Origin of the sequence: Aeromonas sp. s4 (assembly GCF_040907855.1) — a bacterium.
GTDB classification, from domain to species: Bacteria; Pseudomonadota; Gammaproteobacteria; order Enterobacterales; family Aeromonadaceae; genus Aeromonas; species Aeromonas caviae.
Map to the genome: position 1 here is coordinate 16,824 of NZ_JBFOCP010000034.1, position 17,931 is coordinate 34,754.

Annotated in this window: 14 protein-coding genes; 8 read left to right on the forward strand and 6 right to left on the reverse strand. The window is 64.0% G+C overall.

Going from position 1 to position 17,931, the window contains the following annotated elements:
- Nucleotides 1–109: 109 nt before the first annotated feature.
- From AB5Y89_RS10935 to AB5Y89_RS10950, 4 genes are all read left to right on the forward strand, one after another.
- The gene (locus AB5Y89_RS10935; protein ID WP_146061297.1) at nucleotides 110–670 is read left to right on the forward strand and encodes a hypothetical protein; all 561 of its coding nucleotides are present in this window, start codon (nucleotides 110–112) and stop codon (nucleotides 668–670) included.
- A gap of 200 nt (nucleotides 671–870) precedes the next feature.
- Nucleotides 871–2,133, forward strand: a complete 1,263-nt coding sequence (locus tag AB5Y89_RS10940) for a hypothetical protein (protein WP_368223781.1) — start codon at nucleotides 871–873, stop codon at nucleotides 2,131–2,133.
- Between the two features lie 69 nt (nucleotides 2,134–2,202).
- Nucleotides 2,203–3,891 (forward strand): hypothetical protein, encoded by a 1,689-nt coding sequence (locus AB5Y89_RS10945; RefSeq protein ID WP_368223755.1) that lies wholly within the window; start codon nucleotides 2,203–2,205, stop codon nucleotides 3,889–3,891.
- Nucleotides 3,892–3,943: 52 nt separating this feature from the next.
- A complete protein-coding gene (locus AB5Y89_RS10950) occupies nucleotides 3,944–5,140 on the forward strand; it encodes a Bcr/CflA family multidrug efflux MFS transporter (protein WP_010674385.1) in 1,197 nt (398 codons plus the stop codon).
- Between the two features lie 59 nt (nucleotides 5,141–5,199).
- Here AB5Y89_RS10950 and AB5Y89_RS10955 read toward each other — a convergent pair whose 3' ends face one another.
- The 3 genes from AB5Y89_RS10955 to AB5Y89_RS10965 all read right to left on the reverse strand — a co-directional run bounded on the left by AB5Y89_RS10955 (nucleotide 5,200) and on the right by AB5Y89_RS10965 (nucleotide 7,749).
- Complete coding sequence (locus AB5Y89_RS10955; protein WP_368223756.1) at nucleotides 5,200–5,682, reverse strand: pyridoxamine 5'-phosphate oxidase family protein; 483 nt, start codon at nucleotides 5,680–5,682, stop codon at nucleotides 5,200–5,202.
- Between the two features lie 33 nt (nucleotides 5,683–5,715).
- A complete protein-coding gene (gene nhaD / locus AB5Y89_RS10960; protein ID WP_368223757.1) occupies nucleotides 5,716–7,140 on the reverse strand; it encodes a sodium:proton antiporter NhaD in 1,425 nt (474 codons plus the stop codon).
- 135 nt (nucleotides 7,141–7,275) lie between these two features.
- Entirely contained in the window at nucleotides 7,276–7,749 is a 474-nt protein-coding gene (locus tag AB5Y89_RS10965; RefSeq protein ID WP_010674381.1) for a DUF4357 domain-containing protein, read from the reverse strand.
- A 152-nt stretch (nucleotides 7,750–7,901) separates the two neighbouring features.
- On the opposite strand from AB5Y89_RS10965, the gene AB5Y89_RS10970 reads away from it, so the two are divergent.
- From AB5Y89_RS10970 to AB5Y89_RS10985, 4 genes are all read left to right on the forward strand, one after another.
- Nucleotides 7,902–8,582 carry an ABC transporter ATP-binding protein gene (locus AB5Y89_RS10970; RefSeq protein ID WP_368223758.1) on the forward strand — a complete coding sequence of 227 codons (681 nt, stop codon included), beginning with the start codon at nucleotides 7,902–7,904 and terminating at the stop codon, nucleotides 8,580–8,582.
- A 21-nt stretch (nucleotides 8,583–8,603) separates the two neighbouring features.
- Complete coding sequence (locus AB5Y89_RS10975) at nucleotides 8,604–11,039, forward strand: FtsX-like permease family protein (RefSeq protein ID WP_368223760.1); 2,436 nt, start codon at nucleotides 8,604–8,606, stop codon at nucleotides 11,037–11,039.
- 185 nt (nucleotides 11,040–11,224) lie between these two features.
- Nucleotides 11,225–12,265 (forward strand): lipocalin-like domain-containing protein, encoded by a 1,041-nt coding sequence (locus AB5Y89_RS10980; protein WP_368223762.1) that lies wholly within the window; start codon nucleotides 11,225–11,227, stop codon nucleotides 12,263–12,265.
- A gap of 562 nt (nucleotides 12,266–12,827) precedes the next feature.
- Nucleotides 12,828–13,529: a cold shock domain-containing protein gene (locus AB5Y89_RS10985; RefSeq protein ID WP_201887653.1), complete on the forward strand. Its 702-nt coding sequence runs from the start codon at nucleotides 12,828–12,830 to the stop codon at nucleotides 13,527–13,529.
- A 257-nt stretch (nucleotides 13,530–13,786) separates the two neighbouring features.
- Here the strand turns inward: AB5Y89_RS10985 and AB5Y89_RS10990 are convergent, their stop codons facing one another.
- From AB5Y89_RS10990 to AB5Y89_RS11000, 3 genes are all read right to left on the reverse strand, one after another.
- On the reverse strand, nucleotides 13,787–14,344 hold the full coding sequence (locus AB5Y89_RS10990) for a hypothetical protein (protein WP_368223764.1): 558 nt from the start codon (nucleotides 14,342–14,344) through the stop codon (nucleotides 13,787–13,789).
- A 134-nt stretch (nucleotides 14,345–14,478) separates the two neighbouring features.
- Nucleotides 14,479–17,286, reverse strand: coding sequence for an FAD-binding and (Fe-S)-binding domain-containing protein (locus AB5Y89_RS10995; RefSeq protein ID WP_368223765.1), 2,808 nt, complete (start codon nucleotides 17,284–17,286; stop codon nucleotides 14,479–14,481).
- Entirely contained in the window at nucleotides 17,286–17,930 is a 645-nt protein-coding gene (locus tag AB5Y89_RS11000; RefSeq protein WP_368223766.1) for a lactate utilization protein C, read from the reverse strand. The genes AB5Y89_RS10995 and AB5Y89_RS11000 overlap by 1 nt, the downstream gene beginning before the upstream one ends.
- Nucleotide 17,931 lies beyond the last annotated feature (1 nt).

Here is a 17,931-nt window from a genome sequence, read left to right on the forward strand (position 1 = left end):
GAAGGAGGTGGACAGACGCCGCAACACTTCAATCATCGCAACGAAAACACCGTGATCGAAACCCAGAGCGTGGCCTGACCGCGCCATTGGCATAAGTAAGGAGAACAGGATGACCATCCGCCCGGGTTTACTCGCCCTCACCCTGCTGCTGACCCTGAGCGGGCAGGCGCAGGCTTACTCCTACGCCGCCGCCGGCAAGGAGCCGCTGATCGATGCCCGCGAGGCACTGCTGGGCGCAGCCACTGACGGCAAGGATGCCAGTGCCACCTTGAGCGAGATTGCCGAGGAGCTGACCTATCTGGAACAGCACCACAAGGTCGAGCTGCAAGCACCGCTGGCAGCCGCCATCAAGGCCAAAGACGCCGCAGCTACCGCCGCCCTGCTCAACCGGGCCTACAAGGCGGAGATCGAGCGCCGCCTCGAGGGGGCCAGCCAGAACCTTGGCGACTACCAGACCGCCAAGGTGCTGGTGGTCAAGAGCAAGCGCTTCTTGGATTTGATCCTCCCCTCCCTGAGCGAGGGGGATCGCAAGGCCGCCGAACAGGCGCTGGCCAAGGTGCTGGATGCCATCGGCAACCCTGGGGTGTTCGGGGTGGGCGCCAAGCCCGCCGATGCCGCCGCCTTTAGCGATGCAGAAAAAGCGCTGATGGCCGTGCTGGCACCGCTTTGATGGCCACCAGCCCATCATTGCGCCAATTCGCTGTGACAAACGGTGGGTTTCTCTGCACTCTCCCCACCCTACGCACGGCCTGCCGATAGATGCACCCGGACGCCGGTTTGCCCCCTTCTCCCCTTGCGGGAGAAGGGCTGGGTATGAGGGGGAAGGCAACGTATCGGCGTTGGGCTTCCACCAGCTCAATCACCATGTGGCTGCTTGCCCTGCTGCAACTGGCCTGGCTTAACTGGTTGCTGACCTTCCCGGTGGCGCTCGATTCCGACGATGCCCTCAACTTTGCCCACGGGGTGGTGCGCTTCAGCGTGCTGGAGTTCTCTCCCCACTTTCCGGGCTACCCTGCCTTTATCTGGTTGGCACGGCTGATCAATCTGCTGGTGGACGATCCCGCCCGGGCGGTGCAGTGGGCCAGCCTCTTGGGTAGCAGTTTGCTGGCGCCGCTCGCCGCCTCCCTCGCGGTCAGATTGTGGCAACGGCCAAGCCTGCTGGCGCCGGTCTGGTTGCTGGTGCTGGCCCTGCCGCTCACCCCGACGCTCGCTCTTTCCGGCCTCTCGGACGGGCCGGCGCTGGCCGCCTGGCTGGGCGCGCTCCTGGCTTTGCAACAGCGCAAGATAGCGCTGGCGGGTCTGCTGCTGGGCCTCATGCTGGCGCTGCGTCCCTCCTACTTCGTGCTGGCCCTGCTGCCCCTTTGGCTGGGGATGGCGCAAAAGGGTCAGCGACTTAACTTTCTGCTCCCCATTGTTCTGGTGGGGCTAGCCTGCCTGCTGTTTGTCTGGCAGGCCGATGGCTGGGCCTATTTCAGCGAGGGGCGCCGCTTTACCGACGGTCACTTTACCCTGTGGGGCAACACGGCGGCGGCCCACGGCGATCGGCTGCTGAGCTGGGCCCGAACCTTCAACGAGCAGCTGACCCCGCTCTGGCCCCTGTTGATGGGAGCCTTGCTGGTACTGCCACTCTGGCAACGCTCAAAGGATCACAATCCAGCCCCCTCCGTGCTCTGGACCCTCTACTGGCTCGTCCTGCTGCTGTGGACCCTGTTTGGCCAGAACCCGGACAATCCCCGCCATCTGGCCCCCATCACCCTGCTTGGCCTGGTGCTGCTGGCAGGCTGGCTGCCACGCCGGGGCGAGCTGCCAGCCATGCTGGGAGCCCTGTTGCTGCTGCTCTGCACTCTCACCCCACCGGCGGCGCCAGCCATGACCCGGGCCGCCAGGCTGGCCGAGCAGGCGTGCCCGGCGCTGGTAACCCAGTGGGGGGTGAGGCTGCTGCGCGAAACCACGGCCCTGCCCGTCACCGACGGTTGGTATCAGGGGGATGCCCGCCTTGCATTGGCGCAAGGGGCCTGCCGGCTCAGCCGCCGCCCCCTGGGGGTAGAGGCGCTACCAGGCCCTTATGACACCCTCTGGTTTTCCCCCCGCTTTCACGCCGAACCCGGCCTCTGGCTCGCCCTGCCCCGCTGAACCGGGCGCTTGCGAGGGCATCGCACGACTCGTCTACACTCACAGCCGGGTCTGTCAGGAACCAGTGCAATGGAAAGAAACACGAGCGGAACCGGGGAGGGGATCCGGGTCGCGCTGGCCCTGTTGCTGGCCTGCGCCCTGCTGATGCTGCCGCTCTGGTGGCAGGGGGGCAGCCAGGGACACGATCTGTTTCATCACCTGCTCTCCGGCCACTACTTTGCCCGCCAGCTCTGGCAGGGGGAGCTCTATCCCCGCTGGCTGATGGCCATGAACGGCGGCTTCGGCAGCCCCACCTTCTTCTTCTATCCCCCGCTCCCCTACTACGTCAGCGCCCTCTTTGCCGGGCCCGGTGCCCACCCCCAGCAGGCCATCTACCCTTTACTTGGCAGCGCCACCCTGGCCCTGCTGCTCTCCGGGGTGTTTGCCTATCTGTGGCTGCGTGCCACCACGCCCCCTGGCCGGGCCCTGGCCGCCAGCCTGCTCTATCTGGCGCTGCCCTATCATGTCGCCATGGATCTCTATGCCCGCTTCGCCCTGGCGGAGTTCTGGGCCTTCGCCTGGGCTCCCCTTATCCTGCTGGGGCAGGATCTCGCCCACCGCGGACGACCTCAGGGGTTGCCCCTGCTGATCCTGGGGCTGGCGCTGCTGGCCTTCTCCCACCTCCCCAGCCTCTTGCTCATGATGGGGCTGGTCACCTTGCGCGCCTTCTGGTTCGCCAGACGCACCCGCACTCTGACGCCCTGCTGGCAAGCCCTCGGCGCCCAGGGTGTGGGGCTTTGCATGGCAGCCGCCCTGCTGCTGCCCGCCCTGGCGGATCAGGGGGCCATCTCCATGGAGCTGATGCGCGGCGGCATGTTCGACTACAGGCGCAACTTTCTCGACCGCCTGCCCAGCGCCTGGGAGGACTGGCGTTTTCGCGGTCACCTGGCGTGGCAGAGCATGCTGACCCTGACCCTGCTGCTCATCGCCTGGGCCGCCGCCCGGGAGCCGCGTCACCCCGAGCTGCTGTGCTGGGGGGCGATCGGCGTCGTCGCCTTCCTGATGATGCTGCCCCCGAGCCAGCCTCTCTGGAGCCTGCTTCCCCCCTTGCAGCGGGTGCAGTTTCCCTGGCGGCTCAACCTGGTGCTCGCCCTTGCCACGGTCGCCGTGGTGGCGCTCGGCACCCAGCCCCATCGTCTCTGGCAGGGGCTCTGGTGGGGAGTATTTCTGCTGACCCTCCTCTCCACCCTGGCCTATGTGCGTCACGCCCCCCTGACCCAGGCCCCCGAACGGGAGGCCATGGCATTCGAGTTCGACAGCAAGCGCAGTGCCCGGGAATACAGGCCAAGGCAGGTGCCGGGGGGCATGTTCGCCCCGACCCTGCTCGCCTGGAAGGAGGAGTTCCAGCCGCCCGTCAGCGCCGAACCGCCAGGCGCAAGCTGGACCCTGACCCGCTGGCAACCCCGCACCCTGGCGCTGGAGATCAAGGCCCGGGTGCCGACCCGGCTGGTCCTGCACCAATACCATTACCCCGGCTGGGAGGCCCGCCTCGACGGACACCTGGCGCTGACGGTGAGCGCCAATCGCCAGGGGTTGATGCAACTCTGGGTTCCGGCGGGCCACCACAGCCTCACCCTGACCCTGGCGGCACGCTGGCCGGAGCGCACCGGCAATGCCTTCTCCCTGCTCGGATGGCTTGCCTGGCTCTGGCTGCTCTGGCACCGCACCCGACAAAAGGGCATCGGGCAGGATGCACCTGATCGCGCCCGCCAAAACTGATAGACTCAACACCTGCCTCTTAACCCGGCCCAGCCCACGACTCGGATACCCTATGCCCCAAGCCAGCTCCCTCTCCCCCCGTTTCCTCTTCATCCTGCTCGGTGCCCTGGCGGGCCTGACTCCCCTCGCGGTGGACATGTATCTGCCCGCCATTCCCGCCATCGCCCGGGATCTGGCTACCAGCATCGACGGCGCCCAGCTCACCATCAGCGCCTTCCTGGGGGGCTTTGCCATCGGCCAGCTCTTTTACGGGCCGCTCGCCGACAGCTTCGGCAGAAAGCCGGTGATCCTGGCGGGCCTGACGATGTTTGCCGTGGCCTCCGTGGGCTGCGCCATGGCGGACTCCCTGCCTGAGCTCCTCGCCTGGCGCATGTTGCAGGCCGCAGGGGGCGCCGCGGGTTCCGTGGTGGTCAATGCGCTGCTGCGCGACCTGTTCGAGAAGGATGCGTTTTCCCGCGCCATGTCCTTCGTCATCCTGGTGATGACCCTCGCCCCCCTGGTGGCCCCGGTGGTGGGGGGGTACATCAGCGCTCACAGCGACTGGCGGGTCATCTTCTGGCTGCTGGTGGCCATCAGCCTGCTCATCTGCCTGGTGATGCAGTGGAAGATTGAGGAGACCCTCAAACCCGAGCACAAGCAGCCCCTGCGACTCGGGCAGGTGCTTCGCAACTACTGGGGGGTGCTCTCCCACCGTGGTGCCATGGGCTATGTGCTGTGCGGCGCCCTGTCGAGCTCCGGCATGTTCGCCTTCCTGAGCGCCTCCCCCTATGTCTACATCGAGTATTTCAAGGTGCCGACCGAGCACTACGGCTGGCTCTTTGGTCTCAATATCCTGCTGATGATGGTGGTCACCTTCGCCAACAGCCGGCTGGTGAAAGGGGTGGGTGCCGAGCGCATGCTGCGATACGGCCTGACCGTGCTGCCGCTCGCCGGGGCCCTGCTCATCTACAACGCCTGGAGCCAGACCGGGGGCCTGTGGGGCATCGTCATCCCCGTCGTGCTCTTCGTCGGCCACATCAGCCTGGTGGGGGCCAACGCCATGACCGGCCTGATGGGCCACTTTCCCCAGTCCGCAGGCACCGCCTCGGCGCTGGCGGGCACCCTGCGCTTTGGCCTTGGGGCCCTGGTGGGGGTCCTGGTCAACCTCAATCCCCCCGAATCGCCGCTCCCCATGGCCATCGCCATCGCCGGTTGCGGCCTGGGGTCGGCCCTCAGTTACTGGCTGCTGAGCGGCAAGCGCGTCCCCTGATACCTTGCAATGAAAAAGCCCTGTCCATGGACAGGGCTTTTTGCATCGGGGCGCAGGCCTCAGTCATCGGCCTGCAACCCACTGCGCGCCAGGATCTCGCTCTCCAGCCCATCCAGGCTTAGCTGGTTCTTCTTGCGCCAGTAGGCCTCTATCCCCTCCCGGCCCTGACGGGCCGACCAGTTGGCAAGATCCTCCCTGTCCCCCTGGTACTCATACAGAGGCACCGACATGCCGCACGACGTCTGGACCCGTTCAATGTCCAGCAGGAAGATCTGGCGAGCCGCCACGCTTGGGGGGAACAGCGCCAGCAACGACGGCCACTGCGGATCAGTGCGGTGCAGCACCTGGGCCGCGGACTCGTTGCCGCTGCCGGTCAGGTTGAGCCAGGCCAGGGTGTGGGCATCGAGGACGCGCAGTGAATCCCCGCCCTTGGGGGAGAGATTGACCGATCCCTTCGCGGCTGCCGTGCCGACGAAGAAGATCTTCTGCCCCTCGATAAAGGTGACATGGCGCGGCGAAAGCGCCTCGAACAGTTGTCCCATCCTGCCTCTCCCTGGTGCCTGGAACCGGGTTGCCTAAAACAGGGCGCTGTTGAGCCACAGGTGCGCCCCTATGCCGACCATATAACCAAGCAAAATGGCAGGCAACCACTTGAGGTGCCCGACGAAGGTATACATGCCCCTGGCCTGCCCCATCAGAGCCACTCCGGCGGCGGAGCCGACCGAGAGCAGACTGCCCCCCACCCCGGTGGTCAATGTCACCAGCAGCCACTGCCCCGTGCTCATCTGCGGCTCCATGGAGAGCACGGCGAACATCACCGGAATGTTGTCGATCAGGGCGGAGAGCAGGCCGATGGCGACGTTGGCCAGGGTCGGATCGCCACCGTCATAGAGGAAATGGGAGGCAAGCGCCAGATACCCCATAAACCCGAGACCGCCGACGCACATCACCACCCCGTAGAAGAAGAGCAGGGTGTCCCACTCCGCCTTGGCAATCTTGTTGAACACATCGAACGGCACCACCGAGCCCAGACGCAGCAGCCTGGCCTCGTCCCCGGTGCGCTCATACAGCGCCCGTGCCCGGGCCAGGGTGACGGGCTGGGTCTTTCGCAGATAGAAACTGAAAAATTGCAGGTAGCCCAGCCCCATCATCATGCCGAGCACGGGGGGCAACCCCAGGAAGTGATGGCAGGCGACTGCGGTCACTATGGTGAGCACAAAGAGCAGCACGATGACAACGACGCCGCGCCTTGGCACCACCATCTCGCCCGGCATGGCGGGCACCAGACGGGGCACCATCAGGCTCATCAGGGTGGCCGGCACCAGGAAGTTGACCAGGGCGGGGATGAAGAGCAGCAAGAACTGCTGGAACGGCACCTTGCCCGCCTGCCACACCATCAGGGTCGTGATGTCGCCAAAGGGGCTGAAGGCGCCACCCGCATTGGCTGCTACGACGATGTTGATGCAGGCCAGGTTGATGAAGCGGCGCTCCCCGTTGGCCACGTTGAGCACCACTGAGCACATCAGCAGCGCCGTGGTGAGGTTGTCCACCACGGGGGAGATGAAAAAGGCGAGAAAACCGGTGAGCCAGAAGAGCGTGCGCAGGCTGAAGCCCGCCTGCACCAGGCGTACCCGCAGCACGGCAAACAGCAGCCTGTCCTCCATGGCGTTCACATAGGTCATGGCCACCAGCAAGAAGAGCATCAGCTCGGCATACTCCAGCAGGTTGTGGCGAAAACCGGCCTGAACCAGCTCGCTTTGCCCCTGCCCCGTATAGACCAGGCCGATGGCTATCCAGATGATGCCGGCGGCCACCAGCACCGGCTTGGATTTTCGCAGCTTCAGGTACTCCTCGGCCATCACCAGGGCATAAGCCAGGGCGAAGATGGCGAGGGCGAAGAGCCCGACCCCGCTGTGGGTCAGATCGAGGGGGCCGTTGCCCGCAGCGGCGGGGGCACTGAGCAGGGCCGCCCCGGGCACGAGGCGAAGGAGTCCAGACATGGCGGCATCTCCTGGCAGGCGTCTGGCATTGAGGCTAGCAGCCCAAAGGGAAGCCGCCCTCCTTGTCATCCTGATGAGCGGCCCGCCGCGGGCACTCAGGCAAACATGAGCGAGGCCCGTTGCCGGGCCCCGTCATCAGGAGGTCTTCTTGCCAAAACCCGATTGCTTGAGGGTGTAGCCTGCGCTGTTTTGCCAGGCATCCAGCCCGCTTCGGTTGTTGCCCGCCACCAGGCTCGCGGCCAGGCTCGGGCTGTTGAAGAGCTGATCAGCGGTAAAGATGAAGCCCCCTTCGGGGTGGGGAACGAGCACCCCCTTGCCCAGCAGCTCCTGGCGCAGCTCGATCACCGCCTCGCGCAGGGAGGCCGCATCCTCGCCGTTGGCGGTGGAGCCCGCCTGGACCATGAAGCCGGGGTTTTGCCGCTTGCCCACCGGATAACCATGGGCCTCTGCCCCCTTGCCGTTGAAGTGGTAGAGCTCGCGCTCCCCCGGCTTGTTGTCGGAGAGGGCCTTTTGCAGGGTCATCAGCTCGTTGTAGATATCGATGGGGACCACGGCAGCCTGCTTGACGCCCTTGCTGTCGACGATAAAACTGACTTGCTTGTGTAACATCCTTGCTCATCCTGTGACCCATGGAAGGCCCTATTCTAACCACCTCAGGCAAGCGGGATCCAGCGAGGATCCCCATCCCTTTTGCAGGCGCGATCACTAACTGGCATAGTGACGGACATTGTGAAAGCCATTGACCATCAAACGGTTATCCCATGCTTAGCCTGCGCAACCTCAGTAAACGCTTCGCCAACGGCGGCGAGACGCTCCCCCTGTTTGAGGGGCTGGATCTCGCCCTGACCCCGGGGGAAACCTGCCTGCTGCTGGGGCAAAGCGGCTGTGGCAAGTCCACCCTGCTCAACCTCATCGCCGGTCTCATCGCCCCGGACGAGGGGGGGATCTGGCTGGAAGAGACCCGCCTCGACACCCTGCCGACAGACGAGCGGGCCCGCCTGCGTGGCCGCCATTTCGGCATCGTCTATCAGGATTTCAACCTGCTGCCGACCCTGACCGTGGCCGAGAACCTCGCCCTGCCCCTTCAGATAAACAACCTGCCCCAGGACGATGGGCGCCTCGATGCCCTGCTCGCGCGCCTTGGCATGAGCCACAAACGCCACGCCTGGCCGGAACAGCTCTCCGGCGGCCAGCGCCAGCGGGTGGCGCTGGCCCGCGCCCTCATTCATCAGCCCCGTTGGCTGCTCGCCGACGAACCTACCGGGAGTCTTGATGAACACAACGCCGAGCAGGTGATGGCCCTGATGATGGCGGCGGTGCGCGATACTGGCGCCGGTCTCTTGCTGGTGAGCCACAACCCGGGCTATGGCGACCTGGCGGATCGGGTGCTGCGCCTTGAAGGGGGGCAGCTGGTCGAGCTCAAGGGGCGCCGCCATGGCTGACGTCTGCCGGGGGGCCTGCTGATGTTGCCGCTCAAGGCGCTGCTGCGCCTCTATCGCGCTCACCCCTGGTTGCTCTTGATGAGCCTGGCCGGGCTCACCCTCGGGGTCACCCTGGTGGTGGCCATCGAGCTCTTGAACCACAGCGCCCGCACCAACTTCGTCGCTGCCCGCAGCCAGCTCGCCGGGGAGGCCAACTACCGCCTGGCCCCCCAGGGTGGCCTGGATGAGCAAGTCTACGTGAGGCTGGTGCGAAGCCAGCCGAACCTTGACGCCATGCCAGAGCTTCACGCCTGGCTCAAGGACGAGCAGGGGCGCAGCTTCCAGTTGCTGGGGATGGATCTCTTCAACCCCGGCCCCCTGCGCCGCCTCTTTGGCGATGCGCCAGACAGCCAACCCGATGTCTCGTTGAATCGCGCCGACAGCGTCTGGCTGGCCGCCCCCGAAGCGAGGCGCCTTGACTGGCAACCGGGCCAGTCGCGAACCTTTGTGCTGGGGGGCGGTGAAGGGGCGCCGCCCCGCCCGCTGACCCTCACGTTGGCCGGCACCTTCGAGCCCGGCGCCGTGCCCATGGAGCGGCTGCTGGTGACCGACATCGGCCTTGCACAGCCGCTGCTTGGCAAGGCTGGCAGACTGGATCGCATCGTCTTCAAACTCAGCGAGCAAGAGGCCAATACCTTGCAAAGAGCCTTGCAGGCGGCCCTGCAATCCTATGCCCCCCATCAGCCCCTCTGGCTTGAGCCCATCAGCCCGGCGCTCGATGCCAGCCAGCTCGGGGATGCGCTGGCGCTGAACCTCACCGCCCTCTCCCTGCTCGCCATGGCGGTGGGATTGTTTTTGGTGTTCAACGCCCAGCGCTTCGTGCAGAGCGTGCGCCGCCCCCTGCTCGCCCAGCTCATCATCCTCGGGATGCCGCCGCGCCGGGTGCTGCGCTGGCTGACCCTGGAGATCCTGATCCTCGCCACCCTCGGCACCCTGCTCGGGCTGCTGCTGGGGAGCCTGCTGGCCCTCGCCCTGATGGGGCAGCTCACCCAGGCGCTGGCCGACCTTTATGGCCCCAACCCCATCGACCTGCTGCGCCTCTCCCCGACGAGCCTTGGCAAGGCGCTGGTGATTGGCCTTTTGGGGATGCTTGCCGCCAACCTGCCTGGCTGGTGGCAACTGCTGCGCCAATCCCCCCTTGCGCTGCGAGAGGGCAACAGCCGCCCGCCGGCTCATCCCTGGCAACGTCGGGGGCTCGCCATCGCCATTCTGCTGCTGTGCGCCCTGTGTCTGTGGCAGCCCTACACTGGCCTTGGCGGCGCCCTCTTCGTGGCCGGGGGCTGGCTGCTCGCCATGGCCCTCCTGCTGCCCGATGCCCTTCGCTCCTTGCTGGGGCGGCTGCGTGCACGCGGCCCCCTCATCGCCCGGCTCGGGGTGGCAGAAACCCTCTATCACCTGGATCGCACCGCCATCGCGGTGATGGCGCTGCAACTGGCCATCGCCGCAGCCATCGGCATCGGGGTCATGGTGTCGAGCTTTCGCTCGAGCGTGGAGATCTGGCTCGGCCAGCGCCTGGCCGCCGATCTCTACGTCACCGCCCCCAAGGGGGTGGCAGGCAGCAGGGGCGCCCTCGGCGAGCAGACCCTCAACACCATCCTCGCCTCGCCGGACGTGCGCGCCGCCTCCCGCCGCGCCGTGCTCCCCGCCCGCTGGCAGGGGCAGCCCATCGAGTGGGCGCAGATGGACTTTATTCCCGAGCTCAAAGCCGCCTATCCCCTGCTGGCCGGGCGCTGGCCCGCTGCTCCCGACGAAGTTCTGGCGAGCGAACCGCTGACGGTACGCCTCGGGGTCAGGGTGGGCCAGCGCCTCGAGGTAACCAGCGAAGGGGGGCCGAGGGCTTTCACCGTCACCGGCGTCTATCAGGATTACGGCAGCGACAAGGGGCAGATACTGCACGCCTTCGAAGGGGGGAAGGTGCAATCCCTGGCCCTCTTCAGCCCGGATCCCGAGCACCTCGGCGACAGGCTCAGGAGCCAGTTTGGCGAGCAGGTGAACCTGTTGCCCGCCCCCGCCATCCACGCCGCCGCCCTCAGGGTGTTCGATCAGACCTTCGTGGTGACCGAGCTATTGAAGTTACTGATTTTGGGGATCGCTTTCGTCGGCATCGGCTCGGCCTTTATGGTGCTGGGGCTGGCCCGGCGCGGCGAGTTGCAGACCCTGCAAAGCCTTGGCCTGAGCCCGCGCCACTGCCGCCGGCTGCTGGTGTGGCAAGGGGCGGGATTGGGACTGCTCACCGCATTGTTGGCCCTGCCGGTGGGCTATGGCCTTGCCTGGGTGCTGATTGAGGTGGTCAACCCCCGCGCCTTTGGCTGGCGGCTGGCCTTCGAGGCCGCCCCCCTGCACGCCGTCACGGCGCTTCTGCTGGCGCCGGTGTGCGGGGCGCTGGCCTCCTGGTACGCCGCAAGGAGAGTGGTATGACATATCGGTTGGCGCTCTGGCTCAGCCATGGCTTGACGTCCCCATTGACCAGATCTCTGTCACCGCCCCTGATTCAGCGCAGAGAAGCGCACAGAGCTGCCGCGAACCATCCCCTCTCCCTTCGGGAGAGGGCCAGGGTGAGGGGAATCTTGTCCTCTTTACGGACCCTGTGGCTTGCAGCCCGCTTGATCCCGCTTGTTGCCATAAGCGGCAACGTGCAGGCCAGCGATCTGGGGACCATCCTTGGCGGCGGTAGCGATCACTTCAAAAAGGCCCTGCCGGGTCAGTCCATCAACCTGCCCGCCGATCACGGTGCCCACCCCGACTACCGCTCCGAATGGTGGTATCTCACCGGCAACCTGAAAGACGAGCAGGGACGCGGCTACGGCATGCAGTGGACCCTGTTTCGCCAAGGCATTGAACAGGAGATCACATCGGAGAACCCCTGGCTCACTCCCCAGCTCTGGCTGGCCCAGTTTGCCATCACGGATGTGAGCAAAGGCAGCCACCAGCAGGACGAGCGCTCCAGCCGCCAGGGGCCAGGGCTCGCCGGTGCCAACGGTGGTCAGTATTGGCTGAAAGAGTGGCGGCTTACCTCTCAAGGGGAAGCGCTTTTTCCCGCCACCCTCAAGGTGCAGAGCAGGGCGGGGGATCTTGATGTGAAGGTGAGTGCCGCCAAGCCAGCGGTGCTGCAAGGCAAACAGGGCTACAGCGAGAAGAGCCCGGGCAACGCCTCCTTCTACTACTCCTACCCCCGCCTGACCATCAGCGGCACCCTGATCTTGGATGGGGAGACCCGCCACGTCAGCGGTGAGGGGTGGTTTGATCACGAGTGGAGCAGCTCGGTATTGGCCCAATGGCAATCGGGCTGGGACTGGTTCTCCCTGCAACTTGATGACGGGCGCGAGCTGATGCTGTTTCGCCTGCGCACCAAAGCGGGCCACACTGAGCCTGAGAACCGCTACGGCATCCTGATCGAGCGGGATGGCAGCAGCCGGGTGCTGAATCCTGAGCAGATCCACCTCACCCCCGGCAAGACCTGGCGCGGCCCCAAGGGGCAAGCCTACCCCATCGAGTGGCAGCTTAAGGCCGGGGATCTCAACCTCCGCATTCAGGCTCGACAGCCTAATCAGGCCATGACGGGACGCTTCGACTACTGGGAGGGGGCGGTCTTAGTCTCGGGGGATGCAAAAGGCGTCGGTTATCTGGAAATGACGGGCTATTGAACCCAGGGCCCGCCTCATTTCTCGCTGCGTCTCTTTTTGTGTTGCGGGGCGAAGTCTACGCCCCATTACCATCTCTACGGTTTGGCTCTGAGGCAACCTCCCAATAACAGCCAGCACCCAATATCCTGCCCTATCCAATTTCTGATCCCCATCAAAAATACTCACCAACCCACACCCCAAGTAAAACTTTTTGCTCAACATATGCTGCTGTACTTGGTACCCTGTTTATGCGCCCCTCATAGCCCTAAAGGCAGCCAGGGAGCGACTACGGTTCGTACATCCTCAATCAGTTAACCACAGCACAATGGAGGCTATATTCCGTGCGGTAGTCGTGTGATTTAGTGAGTAATGAAATATAACTGGATACCAGTAAACACCATTGTTTTATAGTTAGGCAGGGTTTATAAAATCGAGATTGAGTGTGTTATACGACATGACAATCTCAGTGAGATCCTCCTCTATGTAGAAAGCACCTAGGGATACAAGAATAAAAAATAATTTTCTTTGTCAATCCCTTGTTCATTAACACAGTCAATTCAACATTTGATACCCAGGGAAGAGAATGAAAGGGAAAGTTACTCAATGGAATGATGGCAAGGGCTTTGGATTTATTACGCCAGAGGATGGTTCAGAAAAAATATTCTTCCATATCTCTGCTGTGAACCCTAATGACAGAAGGCCACAGATTAATGACGAGGTGTTGTTTGAGACTGACACCGATAGTCAGCGACGGGTGAGAGCGACAGAAGTTTACTATGAAGGTTGGACTCTTCGTCCTATCAAACAACCTTCCAAACAAAGCTCTCTTTCTAAGGGAGGGCCAAGTGATAAAAAAATCATACTTGAACCTGTCAGAAAAACACCTCTGGATTATGTTTTTTTAATCTTGGCTATAGTTTTGATAACTTTTACTGGCTTTAAATATTATAAAGAAAAAGACATTGCGATATCACTTCCTATTGCATTGTTTGCAATGATATTACTTGCTCTCTTCAGTCGTCCCAAAAAACCTTCAAAAAAATTCTTTACCTGTTCTCGTTGTCGCTGCAATGCCCCGTTTGACAATCGCACCATTCGCGCTTGGAATACGGGAACAATGAAACTCTATTGCTCAAGTTGCCATGCTGAATGGTTGAGTAACCGAGAAACAACAAATAATGATTTCCACTCATCATCAAACCGGGGTAGCGGCTGCCTTGGTGTTCTAGTAATGATGATCGTTATTCCAGTAGGGTTAGTGTCTATCGCATCTTGGCTGAGTTGAACATGACTTAATGGGAACTTGTCGTGAAGCAGTTAATGGCCAGATAAACTCCCGACTCTTGCACCTACTTCTTTATCTCACCACTTGATCAACCGGATGAGGATACTGTGATAGGGAATACTGTTACCACCTCATTTCGCAGGTGCGGCTGTATTCCATGGCTGCAGGCACGGCAATGGGGAACTCAGACGTCATTAATCCCTCATCTTCTGTTTGTGCCAAAAAGTGAAAGTACAGGTGAACACTCCGGCATGGCCTTACAACCCTCTTTCGCTTTCTGCCTTGATGGCGCCCAGTATCCGGCGCCGGATCAGGCCGCTGACGGGGCGGATCAGATACCAGTAAGGTGCGAATTTGAGGCGGCAGGCCAGATCCGGGCAGAACACCCTTGTCTGGGTGGTCAACCGGGTGGTGCCGTTTGGCTGGCGGCTGGCCGAAAACCCCAGGGCGAGCTTGGCGACGCCTGGCACCGCAAAGTCCAGATAAGCCTGACTGTCCGCCATGGTCACCAGACCAAAGTCCGGCCGCCAGAACCGGCCGACAAGGCCGTAGAGCAGCGTGTTGTCGTCCTGGCTGTCGAGCGGCACGAATCTGTCCAAGCCAAAGGGAGGCGGGCTGGCGCTCTGTTGGCGGCCGAGAAGATGCCCAAGGCGCATCGGCACTTCCCGCAAGCCGATCAGGTGGCGAAAGGCCGGATCCGCTTCCGGTCGATAGTTGGCCGCCGCCTGGATGACGGTGCGCGGGTCGGCGGCAATGTCGCGAGCGTGCTCTTCACAGAAGTGATAGGCAGGCAGATAGTGGTTTAGCGGCGTCATCCATTCTTCCTTGCCATCGTTCGTATCAGCATCGGCCCCTTTCATAGCACGTAGCACCAGACAAGTCCCGTTTTTAAGCCACCTTGTTCACCCCATTGAAAACGGCAGGATTGTTATCCTGCCGTTTAGTTTTCCTATCTCGCTGCCTGATCCACCAGATAGAGGATGCTGTGATAGGGAATGCCGGCGTGCTGACTAAGCCCCATTTCGCAGGTGCGGCTATTGCTGAATCCCTGACGGCAACCCCTGGGGACCTGGGCGGGCAGGCTGGCAAGCGCTGCGGCGTTGAGCTCCGGGGTCATCAGCCCCTTGTCGCCGGCAAAGCCGCAGCACTGGATATGCTCAGGGACTATCACCTCCCGAGCGCAGGCGCGGGCCAGCGCCAGCATGGTCTCCCCCAACCCCATGCGCCGGCTGCTGCAGGTGATATGGAGCATGACGGTCTCATCGATGGGGGTCAGCTCAAGGTGGGGCAGCAGGTGTTCCAGCACAAAGGCGGAGGGCTCGAACACCCGAAGGCCCTTGCCGAGCGCCCTCGAGAGCAGTCGCTGCACGCAGGGGCTGGTGTCGAGCAGCACGGGCCAGCGCCCCTGCTCACTTGCCTGCCACAGGGCCTCGGCCAGCTCACTGCGCTTGGCTCCCGCTACCTCGCTCATCCCCTTGCTGTCATAGGGCATGCCGCAGCAAAGCCCCTCGATACCTTGCGGCACTATGACCCGGCAACCCGCTTTATTGAGGAGGGATAACACCACGTCCGGCAGTGACGGGGCTTCCTCCTGCTGGCCGAATACCCGGCTGGCGCAAGAAGGCAGATAGACCACGGCGCGATCCTCTCCAATGTCCTCGCTGGATCCGCCGTGGCTCCCCTCCCCTTGCGGCCACCGGTAGCGGCTCGGCCCCGGCAGGGTGGGCAACCAGGCGGGGGTGCGCTGGCCGCTCAGATGGCGAACCCCGTTCACCAGCCCTGCCAGCGCTTTTTCCCCCAGCAGCTTGCCGGCAATGGCTTTGAGGCCGAGGGCCCCACGGGCCGTGCGGGTGACCCCTACGAAGTGATCGGCGCTCCAGCGGGCGATGGGCACGAAGCGCCGGTACTTGTCAGAGCGCAGCTTCTTGATGAGCGCACCGGTATTGATGCCGACCGGGCAGCGATCGGCGCACAGCCCGGTGGCAGCGCAGGTGTCGATGCCCTGATAGTCAAACAGCCGGGCCAGCTGGTTGGAGGGCTCATCGGCACGAGTGCGGCGGGCCAGTTCGCGATAGAGCACGATGCGCTGGCGCGGCGACAGTGACAGGGTGCGCGAGGGGCAGACTGCCTCGCAAAAACCGCACTCGATGCACGGATCCACGATGGCATCGCTCGCCGGCATGGGCTTGAGATGGGCCAGGTGGGCCTTGGGGTCATCGTTGATGATGACACCGGGATTGAGCAGGCCATCGGGGTCGAGCAGCGCCTTGATGCGCCGCATCAGCGCCATCCCCTCCGGCCCCCATTCCAGCTCCACATAGGGGGCCATGTTGCGGCCGGTGCCGTGCTCGGCCTTGAGAGACCCGCCAAAGCGCACCGCGACGAGCTCCGCCACCGCATCCATAAAGGCGCCGTAGCGGGCCACCTGGGCCGGATCATCGAACCCCTGGGTAAAGACGAAGTGCAGGTTCCCCTCCAGCGCGTGGCCGAAGATGATGGCTTCACCGTATTCGAAGCGATCGAACAGGGCTTGCAGCCCCGCCACCCCTTCCGCCAGGCGCTCGATGGGAAAGGCGACATCCTCGATGATGACGGTGGTGCCGGTGGTGCGCACCGCCCCCACCGCCGGGAAGAGCCCCTTGCGAATCGCCCAGAGCCCGGCGCTGTCGCTGGTAAAAGGCACAGAAGCGACCTGAACGAACTCGGCGGCCATGGCCGTCACCTGCTCGCAGCGCTCCACCAGCTCTTCCTTCGACTCCCCATGCACCTCCACAAGCAGGGCGCAGGCAGCCAGGTCCAGGGTCTTGATAAAGTCCGGCAGGCCGGGCTTGCCCGCCACCGAGCGAAGGGAGCGCCCATCCATCAGCTCCACCGCCGCCACTGGCGCAGCTTTGAGCCGCGAGGTGGCCAGACAGGCCTGCTCGGCGTCCCGAAACACCAGCAGGGCCGAGGCCTTGTGGGAATATTCCGGCACGGTATCGAGCACCACCTCGGCGATAAAGCCGAGGGTCCCCTCCGAGCCGATCATCAGGTGGGTGAGGATATCGACGGGATCTTCATGATCGAGCAGGGCATTGATGGCGTAGCCGGTGGTGTTCTTGAGCCGGTACTTGTGGCGGATCTTGGCGGCAAGCTCGGCATTCGCCAGCACTTCGGCACGCAGGGCGGCAAGCCCCGTGAGCAGCTCCGGGCGCCTGGCCGCCAGGGCGGCGCGGCTATGGGGATCGCCGCTCTCCAGCACGGTGCCATCGGCCAGCAGCAGGGTCATGGCGTGCAGGGTGTGATAGCTGTTGTGGGCGGTGCCGCAGCACATTCCGCTCGCGTTGTTGGCGGCGATGCCGCCGAGCTTGCAGGCGTTGATGGAGGCGGGATCCGGCCCAATCTTGCGCCCCAGGGGCGCCAGATAACGGTTGGCATCGGCGCCGATCACCCCGGGTTGCAGTGCGATGCGCTCGCCCTCATCCAGAATGCGGTGGCCGCGCCAGCTGTCGGTCAGGGTGATGAGCACCGAATCGCTCAGGGCCTGGCCCGAGAGGCTGGTGCCGGCGGCGCGAAAGGTACACGGCAGGCCCAAATCGCGGCACACCGACAGCACGAAGCGCACTTCATCCAAAGAGTCGAGACGCACGATGCGCTCGGGCACCAGGCGGTAGAAGCTGGCGTCCGTGCCGTGGGCGAGACGCAAATCCGGGTCGCTCACCAGCCGCTCCTGCGGGATGCGCGAGAGCACGGCGGCGTCAAATTCATTCCAGCGCATCAGCAATCCTCCACCAGCACGACCAAGAGGCGGCTCGGGCCATGGGCACCGTAGGCCAGGGTCTGCTGGATGTCAGCGGTCTTGGAGGGGCCGGAGACCAGCAGCAGATTGGTGGGCATGGCCTGCTGCCAGCGCCCGATCGCCACCAGCCCCGCCAGGTTGTCGGCGATGGTGGAAGCCGCCAGCAGGGCGATATGGCAGGGGGGCACAAGCGAGAGGGTGCGCGGCTCGCCGCCATCGGGCAGCAACACGAGCGTCCCGGTATCGGCGATGGCGCCCGCGCAGTGGGTGATGCCCGCCTGACAGACGTCGAACAGATCGTCCTTCCAGCTCGCGAACTCGCCTGCGGGGGTCAACACAGATCGCCCGGCGCAAGCGGCCACGATTTCGACTTGCCAGCGACCGCCCTGGCCACAGGCCAGACTCGTCACACCCTCTTCATCCAGCCAGGCGCTCAGATCCCGGGCAAGGGTTGCCTCCTTGACGGTGAGGATCTCGGCGTGGCTGGCGCGGATCCCGGCAACAAAGCGCTCGCGCCGCGCCTGTTCATCCTCCCCGCGCCAGGGCTGCCAGCCATGGGGGGCGTGGGCCATGGGGGTGGCGGCGCCGCGCAGGCGGCTTAATATGGCCTCTTTGCTCGACATC

Excerpts from the sequence above, each read along its gene's own strand:
- AB5Y89_RS10970 (WP_368223758.1), top strand. The coding sequence starts at position 7,902 with ATGCTTAGCCTGCGCAACCTCAGTAAACGCTTCGCCAACGGCGGCGAG.
- AB5Y89_RS10965 (WP_010674381.1), bottom strand. The coding sequence starts at position 7,749 with ATGTTACACAAGCAAGTCAGTTTTATCGTCGACAGCAAGGGCGTCAAG.
- AB5Y89_RS10995 (WP_368223765.1), bottom strand. The coding sequence starts at position 17,286 with ATGCGCTGGAATGAATTTGACGCCGCCGTGCTCTCGCGCATCCCGCAG.
- AB5Y89_RS10990 (WP_368223764.1), bottom strand. The coding sequence starts at position 14,344 with ATGACGCCGCTAAACCACTATCTGCCTGCCTATCACTTCTGTGAAGAG.
- AB5Y89_RS10945 (WP_368223755.1), top strand. The coding sequence starts at position 2,203 with ATGGAAAGAAACACGAGCGGAACCGGGGAGGGGATCCGGGTCGCGCTG.
- AB5Y89_RS10950 (WP_010674385.1), top strand. The coding sequence starts at position 3,944 with ATGCCCCAAGCCAGCTCCCTCTCCCCCCGTTTCCTCTTCATCCTGCTC.
- AB5Y89_RS10935 (WP_146061297.1), top strand. The coding sequence starts at position 110 with ATGACCATCCGCCCGGGTTTACTCGCCCTCACCCTGCTGCTGACCCTG.
- AB5Y89_RS10985 (WP_201887653.1), top strand. The coding sequence starts at position 12,828 with ATGAAAGGGAAAGTTACTCAATGGAATGATGGCAAGGGCTTTGGATTT.
- AB5Y89_RS10975 (WP_368223760.1), top strand. The coding sequence starts at position 8,604 with ATGTTGCCGCTCAAGGCGCTGCTGCGCCTCTATCGCGCTCACCCCTGG.
- nhaD (WP_368223757.1), bottom strand. The coding sequence starts at position 7,140 with ATGTCTGGACTCCTTCGCCTCGTGCCCGGGGCGGCCCTGCTCAGTGCC.
- AB5Y89_RS11000 (WP_368223766.1), bottom strand. The coding sequence starts at position 17,930 with ATGTCGAGCAAAGAGGCCATATTAAGCCGCCTGCGCGGCGCCGCCACC.
- AB5Y89_RS10955 (WP_368223756.1), bottom strand. The coding sequence starts at position 5,682 with ATGGGACAACTGTTCGAGGCGCTTTCGCCGCGCCATGTCACCTTTATC.